The 13,385-nt window shown below is 58.1% G+C and carries 7 protein-coding genes; 4 read left to right on the plus strand and 3 right to left on the minus strand.

The features are described from left to right. Nucleotides 1-193 precede the first annotated feature (193 nt). The 4 genes from MNODULE_RS13020 to MNODULE_RS13035 are packed head-to-tail and all read left to right on the plus strand — an operon-like array spanning nt 194 to nt 10,475. Complete coding sequence (locus MNODULE_RS13020; protein ID WP_168060464.1) at nt 194-7,645, plus strand: fibronectin type III domain-containing protein; 7,452 nt, start codon at nt 194-196, stop codon at nt 7,643-7,645. 14 nt (nt 7,646-7,659) lie between these two features. Continuing rightward, nucleotides 7,660-8,493 (plus strand): fibronectin type III domain-containing protein, encoded by an 834-nt coding sequence (locus MNODULE_RS13025; RefSeq protein ID WP_168060466.1) that lies wholly within the window; start codon nt 7,660-7,662, stop codon nt 8,491-8,493. A 51-nt stretch (nt 8,494-8,544) separates the two neighbouring features. Further along, entirely contained in the window at nt 8,545-9,414 is an 870-nt protein-coding gene (locus tag MNODULE_RS13030; protein ID WP_168060468.1) for a hypothetical protein, read from the plus strand. A 59-nt stretch (nt 9,415-9,473) separates the two neighbouring features. Next, nucleotides 9,474-10,475 carry a hypothetical protein gene (locus MNODULE_RS13035; RefSeq protein ID WP_168060470.1) on the plus strand — a complete coding sequence of 334 codons (1,002 nt, stop codon included), beginning with the start codon at nt 9,474-9,476 and terminating at the stop codon, nt 10,473-10,475. 144 nt (nt 10,476-10,619) lie between these two features. Here the strand turns inward: MNODULE_RS13035 and MNODULE_RS13040 are convergent, their stop codons facing one another. From MNODULE_RS13040 to MNODULE_RS13050, 3 genes are all read right to left on the minus strand, one after another. Beyond that, nucleotides 10,620-11,423, minus strand: a complete 804-nt coding sequence (locus MNODULE_RS13040; protein ID WP_168060472.1) for a hypothetical protein — start codon at nt 11,421-11,423, stop codon at nt 10,620-10,622. 117 nt (nt 11,424-11,540) lie between these two features. Then, nucleotides 11,541-12,380 (minus strand): SDH family Clp fold serine proteinase, encoded by an 840-nt coding sequence (locus tag MNODULE_RS13045; protein WP_168060474.1) that lies wholly within the window; start codon nt 12,378-12,380, stop codon nt 11,541-11,543. Between the two features lie 17 nt (nt 12,381-12,397). After that, complete coding sequence (locus MNODULE_RS13050) at nt 12,398-13,135, minus strand: rhomboid family intramembrane serine protease (protein ID WP_168060476.1); 738 nt, start codon at nt 13,133-13,135, stop codon at nt 12,398-12,400. Between the last annotated feature and the right edge of the window lie 250 nt (nt 13,136-13,385).

Below are 13,385 nucleotides of genomic sequence, written 5' to 3' on the forward strand. Positions count from 1 at the left end.
AGGAATGTCGAAACGGCACAACCGACATCATTGTGCGGTCGTTCCTGTTGACTGTGAGCGGTGTGACGATATACTTGACTCAGGATATACCGATAGTAAATTTTATTCATCCGGCGGGGAGGACCCGAAAACGGGAAAACCGGCCTGTCGGCAAGTAAGCTCGGCGAGAATTTTCCAAGAGGAAGGGCACTTCGTGAGGAAACGATCACCGTTCGGTAAAAGACCCTCATCTCTGCGCCTTTTTCCTGTTATTGCCGGCTTGCTTGCGATTCTTCTCAATGCCGCATCCAGTCTTGCTGAAACCCTCACTTTGCATCCGAGCGGCCAAAACTCCAATTTCAGCGCATCGGGAACTTGGACGGTCGTCGGGGGCGGGTTCACCTATGCAAACGTCTGGGACGCCAACGACAGTGATGCGAGCTACATCGAAAATACGGCTTTAGGCAATAAAATCTACATGGATTTGGACGACACGACGCTTGTCGGATTCGTGATCAACGATGTTCAAGTTTTTGCCATGGCCCGCGCTGCGGGGTCGTCGAGCACCGGCATTCAGTTGGGATTTCGGGCCGGGCCGACCGACACAACCGACCGTCTCGGCAGCACCAGAACGGTCCGAAGCAGCTCTTACCGAAGTTATTCCGGGAACCTCTATACAACCAATCCGAGAACCAGCGCCCCCTGGACCTGGGACGACATCAACTCATTGATTCCGATCGTGCAGCATTCAACCGACTCCGACGCCCTTCGGGTCACCGAACTTTTTGTGAGAGTCAATTTTACAAAGGCCCTCTCCCCTTCCGGGAAGAATGCGCTCTCCACAGGATGGACCTTCACTCCCGGCGGGTCAGAGGCCACCGCTCTTGACACCTCCAACGGCGACACTTCCTACGCGGCAAGCACCGTACTTGACGAAACGCTCTATATGGACCTGGACGATTTCCCCGCTTCAACGACCATGATCACCGGCGTCCGGCTGAACGTGGTAGCGCGCTGTGCCACCATTCCGTGCAATCTGCAGATCGGGATCCGGACCAACGGCGTCGATTTTCTTAAAAGCTTTGATGAGGTGCCGGGCGCCGGTACCATCTACTCCATCGGGGCCACCAGCATCCATGGAAACGCCACCAGCTTTACATCCCAGCTGGCGGCCGGAAGTCAGATTACGGCGATGGGACAAACCCGAACGGTCGCTTCCGTCAGCGATCGGAACGATCTTACGGTCAGCTCCGCCTTCAGCCCGCAGTTGCCGAACGATGACGATTTGGCGGTGCCGTTCACCTTCCTCGGCGGAACGACGAGTTATCAAACATTTAGCGGCGATTTCTTCACCCGCAATCCGGCGACGCTCGCCCCCTGGAGCTGGGACGACATCAATAACATGATGGGGGTCGTCAAACATGTCACCAATGCAAACGGTCTTCGGGTCACCCAGATGTATCTCTCGATCAATTACATCGCCCCGGTGGCGCTCTCCTATAGTCCGGATACCGGTTTTGGATCGACCGGCGGCGTCTTTCCCAAAGGGGGCGGGGCCGCCACCCCGTTTACGTATAAAGTCGTCTATACCAATTTAAACAACAATGCACCGACCTCCATCAAAGTTCATATCGACGGCGACGGCGGACACGACATGGTCCGGGATACCAGCGCGGAACAGCCCGAATTTAGGGATGGAGACTTTGAAAACGGCGAGCAGTACACCTACACGGCTGCTTCCCTCTCCTCCGGCCAGCATACCTATTACTTCGCCGCCTCGGACGGATCGGACAGCACCCAGAAACCGACCGCCGGAACGCTCGCGGGCCCGGGGGTCGAGATCCCCGCGGGGACGAGCACGATCCTTCCTTCCGGCGAAAATGCACTGAGCATCGGAGACTGGGGCTTTAACGGGGCGGATGCATCGACCGCCCTCGACACCAGCGACGGGAACACCTCCTATGCCGACCTCAACGCCTCAGACAGGGGAGAGGTCCTCTATATCGACATGGACGACTCCGCCCTGACCGGTTCGATCACCTCGGTTCAGGTTTCGGCGGTGATGTGCTCGGTGACCACCTCGCTGGCAAACGTTCGGATCGGCCTCCGGTTGAACGGGACCGACTACGTCAGCACCGCCTTCAACGTGGCGAATAGCTCGAGTTGCGGGACCTATACGACTTATACCCCGGCCAGCGCCCTCTACGCGATCAATCCCGACACGGGAAAAGGGTGGACCTGGGACGACCTCAACGAGATGATCGGGGTGGTCCTCAATGAAAGCAGAGAGGACCTCCGGATCACCCGATTCAGCGTTGCGGTCGTCCATACGCCGGTCATCCTCTCCTTCGCGGAAGATCCCGGCTACAATTCTCTCGACGGGGTCAGTCCCGACTCCGGAAAAAGCACCACCGCTTTCACCTATAAAGTCATTTATAGCCAAGCCAACGGCACGGCACCGGCCGCCAACAACCCCAAGGTCCATATCGACGGCAACGCGACCGGCGTCGCCATGACCCTCGACACCGGCGCCTCCGACCCATCGCTCTATAACGGGGATTACCTCGACGGTGAACAATACACCTACACCGCCCCTGCCGGCTACTCCACCGGAACACATAACTATTATTTCAGCGTCTCCGACGGCACCAACAGTGTCCTCTTCCCGGTCTCCGGAAACTTCAGCGGCCCCGCCGTTTCCCTTCCGGCCGGGAGCTTCACCCTCTTTCCAACCGATGTGGCCGATGGAACCGCCGGGTTCAGCTTCTGCAATTCCGGATTTAGGCGCTCCGACTGCTTCAATTCCGAGACCGCCCTCGACACCAACGACGGGGATTCGAGCTACGCTCGGGGGAGACGCAGCAGCGACCTTCTATTTATGACGATGGATGACGCGCAGGACAACGGCCAATTCATCACGCAGGTCCAGGTCAGCGCGGTGGTCCGGAGCGAGTCGGGCACGATCAACTTTACCCTCGGGCTCTCCTCCGCCGACAACCACATCGAAGGATCGGTCCTGAGCACCTCTTCAACGAGTTATGTCACGTTATCGGGGACCGCTTATGGATTCAATCCCCTGACCGGCGCCCCCTGGACCTGGGTCGATATCAAAAACCTGGTCGCGGTCGTGAATCACACCAATAACACCCGGATGCGGATCACACAACTCTATGTCGTCGTCAGCTACGGCCCGGTCCGTTTGCAAAACTCCATCGAGGCCGGTTACATCAGCGACGGGGTCAGCCCGAACCTTGGAAATACGACAACGTCATTTAAGTTCAAAACGGTTTATTATCAGGTGAATAACGCCGCCCCCGCCGCAGGCAACCCCAAGATCCATCTCGACGGCAATGCCACCGGAGTCGCCATGACTCTCGATGCAACCGCCGATGCGGCCCTCCGTGACGGCGACTACGCGAATGGCGAACAATACATCTACACGACCACCCTTGCGCAGGGAACCCATAATTACTACTTTTCCGCCACCGATGGAACCAACACCGCCCGGCTGCCGGCCGGCACAGCAACCTTCAGCGGACCCGATGTCGCCCTCAACGGCGCCGCCCCCAACCTGGCTCCATCCGGAAAAGCGACGATCGTGACCTCTACCGGATGGACCTTCTGCAATGCGACCCCGACTTGCAGCACCAACGGTACCAGCACCTACGCCCATACCGTCGCGCTTGACACCAATGATGGGGACACCTCTTTTGCCAGAAGCACCGTCAACGGCGACCGGCTCTATATGGAGCTCGACGATCCGGCCGCCCTCTCCGACGCCCTTACGATTACTGCCATTCAGTTGTTTGCCGTCGCCCGGGATACCTCCAGCTCGACGACCACTGGGTTTGATTTCGGACTGCGGCTCGGCAGCGACGATTACCTCTCGGGAACAACCAAGACCCCGCCCGACGCTTACGGAACGGCTATCGCCGGCGCCGTCTATACCACCAATCCGGCGACCGGAGAAAACTGGAGCTGGAACGACATCAAAGGGATGAGAGCGGTCATCGTGCATCAGACCAATTCGAATGAAATTCGAGTCACGCAACTTTATCTGACCGTCACCTACTCCCCGATCCGGCTCACCTATTCAACCGATCCCAGGTACTTTGACGACGGGGTCGATCCGAACGGGGGAATTACGACGACGCAATTCAAGTATCGGATTGTCTATACGCAAGCGTACGACCTTGCCCCCGCGGCGGGCTATCCTAAAGTTCACATCGACGGCAATGCTACCGGTGTCGCCATGACCCTTGACACGGAGGCCCCTGCAGAGTTGCAAGATGGCGATTATACCAACGGCGAGCAGTATCTCTACGCCACGACGCTTGGTGCACAGGGAACGCCGCACGACTACTATTTCGACGTCTCGGACGGCACGAATATCGTGCGAACGCCCCTCTCCGGAACCTTGATCGGCCCGGTCGTCTCCGCCAACGCGCCGACCCTCTCTTTTGCAAGCCAGACGGGATATGCCCTTACGTCGGCAGGCACCGGCACCCTGACAACCTCGGGAACCAGCACCGTCACCGGAACAGGCACCAGCTTCACGACCCAACTCCAGGTCGGCACAACGATCACCTCGGCCAGCGGACAAACGCGAACGGTCACGGCCATTACAAACGATACAAGCCTGACGGTAGATACCCCCTTCTCCCCCAATCTCTCCGGGGCCGCGTTCACCTATTCCGTCTGGTCGGGCACCGGCACCTTGACAACCTCGGGGACAACAACCGTCACCGGCAGCGGGACCAGCTTCACGAACCAGCTCCAGGTCGGAAGCACGATCACCGCCTCCGGCCAAACCCGGACAGTGACGGCCATCGCGAGCGATACCTCATTGACGGTCGATACGGCCTTCTCCCCTAATCTCTCCGGCGCATCGTTCACCTTCGTGAACGGCCTCCCCCTCCGAGGGGTGGAGCCGAACAGCGGAACGGTCAATTCGCAGTTCACCTATAAAATTATCTACACCGACGCCGACAACAATCCCCCCGTGACCGGTTATCCCCGGCTCCTCCTCGATTACAATACGGTCGTCCATGCCATGTCGCTCGATACCGGCGCCGCGGCGAGCCTGCGGGATGGAAACTACACGAACGGCGAGCAATATACCGTGACCGTGTACCTCGATTATCCCGGCACCCACGCCTACTCCTTCGATGCAACCGACGGCGTCACGGCGGTCTTCTGGCCGCTCGACGGCGACGGCTTCCTGGCCCCCTCCGTCACCGATTCGGTCAGCTCCGGAATCGTCATTTATCCGGCGAGCCGGAACTCACAGACTACGGGATTCACCTTCTTGGGGACCGATCAGGATCCTTCCACCGCGCTGGATCCCGGTTATGACGGGAATGGAACCCTCTCAAACGCCTTGTCCTCGACGACGGTCACCGGGGTCGGAAGCAATTTCTCCGCCATGGGCGAGGGTAGCATTCTCACCGCCGGTTCCCCTCACCAGAAACGGAGGGTCACCGCCATTGCGAACGACACCTCGCTAACCACCGACACCGCTTTTTCCCCCAATTTAAGCAGCGTCCCCTGGCGCTATGACGGAGATGTCTCCTACGCGCGAGGAACCCGAAACACCCACAGGCTCTACATGAACATGGACGACGTCAGCCGAGGCACATCGGCGATTACTTCGGTTCAACTCTTTGCCATTATCCGGGACAACGGGACCACCGATGTGGACTTCTCGGTCGGGCTCCAGGTCGGCGGGACCGACTACATGACCAGCTACGGCACCCCCGGAACCAGCACTTACACGACCTACGCCGGCGCCCTCCACAACACGAATCCCAAGACCGGCGCGACCTGGACGTGGGACGACGTCGAGAGCCTCCTCGGCGTGGTCAAGCATCACGAGGGTTGCAGCCGCTCCTCAAACTGCAGAGAAATCCGGGTCACGCAAATGTATATCCAGGTCAATTACAACAGCCTTCCGACCCTCTCCTACTCGCCGGAAGGGGGATACTTCGGCGCCGACGGCATCGATCCCGACGGATGGAACCCGAACCATATTTTCACCTACAAGGTCGTCTATGCCAGCGGATCGAACTTCGCCCCCACCTCGCTAAAGGTCTTCATCGACGGCGACGGCGGGCACGAGATGATCCATGACGGCGAATTCATCACCAACGATCCGTTGAGGAACGGCGACTACACCGACGGAGAGCAATTCTATTACAGCACCGCGGTGAATGGGCTGGCGGTCGGGCCGCACAATTACTACTTCCTCGCCAACGACGGGAGCAATACCTATCGGCTCCCGACCAGCGGAACCCTCTCCGGACCGAACGTCTCCGTCAACGAGCCGTTCCTTCAGTTCTCATCGGAGAGCGGGTACGGAACCGATGGGATCAACCCCAATGACGGCGAGAGCGGATCGACACAATTTACGTATAAAGTGATCTACACCCACCCCGACAACAACCGCCCGCTGTATGTAAAAGTTCATATCGATGGCGCTCAGGAGGGATTGTTGGCCGTCGACAGCAGCGCCGCGGCGGCGCTCAAAGACGGCAACTATGTCAATGGGGAGCAATACAGCTATACCACGAACCTCGGCGTGGGAAGCCACACCTATCTCTTCGAGGCCACCGACGGGGCGAAACAGGTCTTCTTGCCGGTCGTCCCCTCTTTGGGCCTTCTCTCCGGTCCGACGGTGACCGATCTTGTTGCCCCGAATGCAGTAACCGATTTGGCAATCAGCGCGCGCACTTCTACCTCGACGACATTAACTTGGACCGCGCCGGGAGACGCCGGAACCGGCACCGGCTGTCCGTGCGGAACCGTCGCCTCTTACAACATCCGTTATTCGACACTGAAGATCGTTGATGACGTCGCCACCCCGGGAGCCGGAGAGATCCGATTCTCGGATGCAACGGCGGCAAACGTCTCCCTGACGCCGAAGGCGGCGGGCACGACGGAAACCGTGACCGTCACGGGACTGAATCCGAATACACCTTATTATTTTGCGATGACCGGCACCGACGCAAAACCGTGGACCTCTCCAATGTCCAACGTAGTCAACGCGTCGGCCGATCCGCCGGTTCCGTCAACGAATCTGATGAACAGCTGGAACATGGTCTCCGTTCCGATGACCCCGAGCCCGGCCGACGTGGCGACCGTTTTCGGATCGAGTGTCGGGGTTCCCGTCAATATCAGAAAATGGGTCTCAACCGGAACAACCAGCCAAACCGGATCGTTCGCCACCCTTACTGCAACCGATACAGTCCAAGCGGGGATCGGATATTTCCTCGAATCCCCCGACGCGACGCGGTTCCTGAGCCCGGCCGGGTCGGCCAATGCGGCCGCCACCTTCTCCATCCCGCTGATGCAAGGGTATAACATCATTGGAAATCCATACACGAAAGATATCGCGCTCGATGCCACCTGCGTGAGTCGGAACGGCGGGAGTGGAACCTGCACTTCCTCGGTCAACGATGCCGATTTCAAATCCTACGCCAATGCCGCCGCCGCAGGATGGGTTGGAAATGCCCTTTATCGATGGGACGGCGCCGCTTACACGTTCCGGACTTACAATGATCCCGATCCTGCGATGAAGGCGTCCCTCCAGCTCTGGCAGGGATACTGGCTGCAGGTGACCGACGCAAACGCGGCAAATACATATAGCCTCATTGTTGTGAAGCCGTAACAAAGGGGAAATCGATGAAACGATTCTTCTCAATCCTAATGATCTTGATCGGCACGATGGGAACCGCCTCCATCGGCTGGGCCCTCGATTGGTATATGGTCCTCAATTTCTCGATTCCCGATCCCTTCGCAACAAACGGAGCCCTTCAAAACAGACTGATCCTGGGGGTCGATCCCGCCGCCGACGACGGCTTCAACAATCAGTGGGACACGATCGCCTTCCCGACCGGGCCGCTCCAGGCGACATTTCCCCATCCGGAATATCCGAGCCACCCCGGCTACATCGCCGGAAGCGAATGGCTCTGGCAAGATATCCGGAGCAACGACCAGCCGTCTCACACATGGAATATCGATGTCTCTTCCGACCGCCCCGGAGCCAATATTATCCTCTCCTGGACATTCAAAACCGCCGGCAATCTCTGCCAACGCCCGGTCGTTCGATTGATCGATGCAACCCGCGGCGTGACGACCGAGATCTCGCCCGGCGGCGGCTCATATGCTTTTCCGAATGGGGACCAACCGACGCGGCTGGTGGTCGACTTTACGGAAGGGGTCTCCGCGCCTCCTCCCCCGCCGCCGACGAACCTCTGGAGCCCGCGACAGGGAAAAGAGAGCATCCTTCTTTCGTGGTCCGGTCTCATCGAGTCGGATCTTTTGGGGTATCATCTCTTTCGCCGCGCCTCCGGCCAGACGGCATACACCCGGATCACGTCGCAGCCGGTGACCTCGCTGAGCTTTCTGGACGGGAACCTCTCTCCCGGAGAGACCTACTTTTACAAAGTGACGGCGGTAAACCCCGACGGCTGCGCCAGCGGAGACTCCAATGAAATTTCGGTCGCGTTAAATTGACAAAATCGCCGACCGGTGGTTTAGTGGTTTAGAAGGAAGGTAAGGAGGCTTATGAAACCGATTCTTCTTATTTCAATCCTCTTTTTTCTCGCCGTTCCGGATTTTACCTGGGGGGCCGGAAATCAGGTCAGCAAGACCCTCACCATCAACACTGGGATGGGGGTCAACAACAACGGCAATAAAAACCTCTCTACTTCAGACAATGCCGGAACCGCCTGTGCCGGGGGAAATACCGGGAGCTGCGATGGGGGACCCTTCGCCGACACAAGCGACCCATTCAACATCAATGACGACTGCTCCCCCTCCTCCTTCGACGATTTCTGCTCTTCACAGTTTGATCCCCAGCTTCCCGGTGGATTCAATTTGATCGATAACCGCTTTGGAAGGGGCGCTCCTTGTGGTCCGAATGACCAAAGCGGCCCCCCTTTCCCTTATCCTTGCCAGACCAAAGGATCGGTCAACCAAATCATTCCCCTTGGAATTGACGATCCCAACTCTCCTTCTATCATTTTAGCTCCCCCCAGCCTGGGAGGGGTTGGCCAGCCGTTCTACCAATTCCGCTCCGACACCTTTGGCACCCTCAGGGTCCACCACATCGAATATGGTTTTGATCTGGACCTGGTCGGCACCGACCAAACGCTTAAAGTCTTCTACACGATCGATTCTACAACCGACGCCAATGGACAAATGGTCGGAAACGCCGTCGGTACGTATAAAATACAATTAGACGAAAGCTTCAGTGGATTCGGCGGCTCTAGCTGCTCTGTCACTGCAAGCAGTAACCAATCAGAGGGACGGTTTGAATCGGGGATGACTGGGGTGATCACCTGTGTCGATCGGGCCGGAAATCTTTGCCAAGGCTCCCAATTTGATCCAGGGAAGTTTAGTAGAACTTCATTCGATAACAGTTTGGGATGCTGAAGCAGATGGTACCGGCGACGATTCATCTTCAGGGAATTGGGTCATTCCGAAGGATTTTTATGTCTCTTTTAAATTCGGAAGTGCAGACGAAATGGGTAGATTATTCATCGATTCTTTTTTGGGGCTTCGCATTCTGCGGAATGCTCCTGTTCTCCCCTCTTGAAAGCAGCGCCGATTGCGTCGTCACCGGCGGAGCCGGACCGGAGGAGAGCGCGACCAAAACGGAATGCACCGGTCTCTTTGCCAATCCGCAGTGCCCCAACTGTCCCGGTTATAGTCCGGCCCTAATGCTCCGGCATATCGATCCGGCGCTCTGCCCCGTCGGTCCCTGTGTCGGCCCCTACTTTAACCGCTCCGGCCCCGGGGCATTGACCGATAATATGTTCGGGATCGTCTCTTCGGACGACCCCGGGCCCGATACGGTCCTAGGAACGGGTGACGATCGAGCCACCTATAAATGCGGGCGGACGGTCAGCTCGACGGCGAATAACCTGGCCGGCCTCAACTGCGGCGACATCCGGTTCGATCCAACAAGTCAGGGGATGTCGGTCCCCACAGGCGGCAACTCGCTTCTTCCCTTCACCAGCTCCTTCCCGACCGAAGCCGATTTCTGCGCGGAGGGAGGGACCGACTGTCTCTCCGCGGGGAGCCAAGTCTCCGACCTGCATATGGGCTACCTTGCGGAAAACATCTTTCACTGGGCCTCTTGCGCCAGCGCCGGAGGGCCTCCGGCCCCGCCCGGCTGCACCACCAGCGATCAGCGGGAGCGCCAGGTGGTCAATTATATCTTGGGCGGGTCGGGGACCCTCGACTCGCCAGGCTCAGGCGATCAGATCATGGATATCACCTCCAGCTGGCAGACAAACAATTCCGGCCCGACCACGTTCGATGCCCCTACGGTCGATTGGACTCAGTATGTCTTTTCTCCAGGCGCCTATCCATCCCAAGGCGACATGGAGCAAAACGACAGCGGAACCCTTCAATACAGCGGGAACAGCTCGGTCTTACCCTCGGTCACCTACTCTTCGGGGCCGCTAGGTATCTCATCCAACTCGCCTTAGAAATCAGGCCGTTTCCATCCCCATCGAGCGCGGAAAAAGGTACCCTGGCGGCATCCCCTGCTCCTCGCAACAGGCGCCGCAGCCGTCGCACGACACACCGGTAAGTTCAGTCATCGATCACATCCAAAGGCGTCTGGTTTTCCATTAAATCCCCTCTAAAGGGATCAGTCGCATCAATCGTCCGATCACCAACAAAACCCGATAGAAAACGATCGGAACGACGACCAAGAGGCCCATCGTGAAGAGGGCCCTCCCCCATTCCGATCGTATTTTGAAAATCCTTCCGGTCAGTATTTTATAAACGACATGGAGAAGTGCGCTCATCCCTAAAAAAGGAAGGAGAGTGTATATCAGGGAGAGCAGGTGGAGAAGCGTTTCGGAGAGACTCGCGCCCAGCCCATTGTGAAAGAGAGCATCTACAAGATAGGGAAGCCAAGCGGCCGTCATCATCGAATAGACAAAAAGGGGAAACACCATCCAGATAAAATGATAAGGATAAATTCCAAAAATCGTCGTATCGGAATAGTATTCCCGCTGCATCCGTTCGCCGACGTTCCCCCAATAGGAGGAGAACAAGATCGTGAGGGGAACGGCCGCAAGGGAGACGGCTCCGGAAGCGAGGGTCCCGGTAAAAAGAGAAACGAAAAAAATCTCGATCCACACAATCGTGATCGGGATGGCGCTCTTCGCGGCGACCACCCCGCCCCGGCTCTTTACGATCGCACCGGTCAGAACGGCCGCGATCGATGTCGCCAGGAGGCTCAGGAGGAGAAAAGGAAGGCGCCTAAAATCCCATTGGGGAGTTTCAAAGTACGGGTCGGGCAATAAAGGGGACAGAGAAGAACGAAAGTTCAGGTGAAAAAGCTCGGGAAGCGCATTATAAAATGCAATGAGGATACAGAATAAATAGGCATTGAATGCAACAAAGGCCGCGATCTTCCTCTGCATTTTGTCTCAGAGCCGTCTCTTTGAACACATGTGGGTCGCAGAAGGGGTCCTTCTTCACCCCCGGTTCTCCTGTATAGTCCAGTCGAATGAGGAAGTCAACCGCTCTCTCCAAGACAGCTACTTAGACGCCCCCCGCGCCGGCTCCTGCGCGCGGCGCGGCATCGGCAGGTACTCCACCGAAGGCTGCCGCCGGACCGGCTGCGGGTAGAGGCTCATCAGCTGCAAGATCTCGGGGAGCATCTCCGAGCGGACATGGAGGCCGAGCCGCTGGGCCTCCTCAAACCGAATCGGATAGTCATGGGTCCATGTCCCCGTGGAGAGAAGGCCGGCCAACTCGGCCGACTTGTCCGGCGGCAGGGTGCGCAGCAGCAGTTCGCCGACGCTCTCGCGGACCTGGTTGATCGCCTTTTCACCGATGTCGGCGAAAATGAGGGTTTGGTCGTCCACTTCGGAGATCGGTTTTTTTGAGACCACCTTCAGCAGGGAGGCGGCGGGATATTGCCCGAGCTGCGGATCGACCGGCCCGAGCACCGCGTCGCGCGCCATTACGATTTCATCGGCGGCAAGGGCGATGAGCGTCCCCCCCGACATGGCATAGTGCGGCACGAAGACCGTCACCTTCCCCTTCCGATGGCGCACGGCATGGGCGATCTGGAGCGCGGCCAAAACCAGTCCGCCCGGGGTATGCAATACGATGTCGATCGGCACCTCCGGATCGGTCAGCTCGCAGGCGCGCAGGAGATCCTCGGAATCGTTAATGTCGATATACCGCATGATCGGAAAGCCGAGCACGTTCATCGTCTCCTGCCGGTGGACCAGCAGGATAAGGCGCGAGCCGCGCTTGTGCTCGATCTGCGCGATGAGCCGCCGGCGCGAGCCTTCAAGAAGGCGTTGCTGCAGGACCGGCTGGAGCGCCGTGAAAATGAAGAAGAAAAAAAAGAGATCGCCGACTCCCATGGTTTCCTCCTAATCGGTTAACGGGCCCAGGCCCCTTCGATGCCGACCTCGTCCTGCTCGAATCGCCGGGGACCGTCGCGCGGACGAAGGATGAAGAGCCGATAAAGCAACATCCCCGAAACAAAGCCGCCGACGTGCGCCCACCAAGCCACCCCCCCCACGTCTGCGGCGGCAAGCGTTGAAAGGGTCCCGCTAAAGACCTGGCTGAGCCCCCAGAACAAAAGATAAACCCCCGCCGGCAGCTCGAAAAAGAACGGAAAGAAGAAAACCGGGAAGATCGCGATGATGCGGGCGTGCGGAAACAAGATGAAATAAGCCCCCAGCACCCCTGCAATGGCCCCCGAAGCCCCGACCGTCGGGACGATGGAGTCGATATTCGTGAGCCAGTGCGTCAACCCCGCCGCAAGGCCGGTCAGCAGGTAGAAGGCCAGAAACCGGGCGTGTCCCATCCGGTCCTCGACATTGTCGCCGAAGATCCAAAGGGTCCACATGTTTCCGATCAGGTGCAGCCACCCCCCGTGAAGGAACATGCTTGTCAAAAAAGGCAAGTAATCGTCGGGAGGGAGCCCGACCGTCAGCGCCCACTCGGGGTAGCTGTAGCGGGCGGGAACGAGGCCGAACCAATAAAAGAGCTGTTCGACGCCGATCGGGCCGAGGCTGAGCTCATAAAAAAAGACGGCCGTGTTGACGGCAATCAGCGACCCAGTGACGACGGGGGCACTCCTGCTTGGGATGGTATCGCGAATCGGAATCATCTTTTCCGGTTTCCTGGCAGACGAATCACGGGCAACAATTTGTCAACGTTACCTACGCGTTTCGTAAGACGTTATTTCTCGACTTCTTTCTCCTGTATAGCCGGGTCGTACAAATCAAGTCAACATCCCCTTTCCGAGCAAGACGATTCCTCCTCCGCTTGGCATGGGAGATACACTCTGCATTGTAAGTATCTCCCCCCTCTTCCAAAGGGTTATAGACACATGTTCAAAGCCGGGGCTAGGATGGGAA

Origin of the sequence: Candidatus Manganitrophus noduliformans, from assembly GCF_012184425.1 — a bacterium.
GTDB lineage: Bacteria > Nitrospirota > Nitrospiria > SBBL01 > Manganitrophaceae > Manganitrophus > Manganitrophus noduliformans.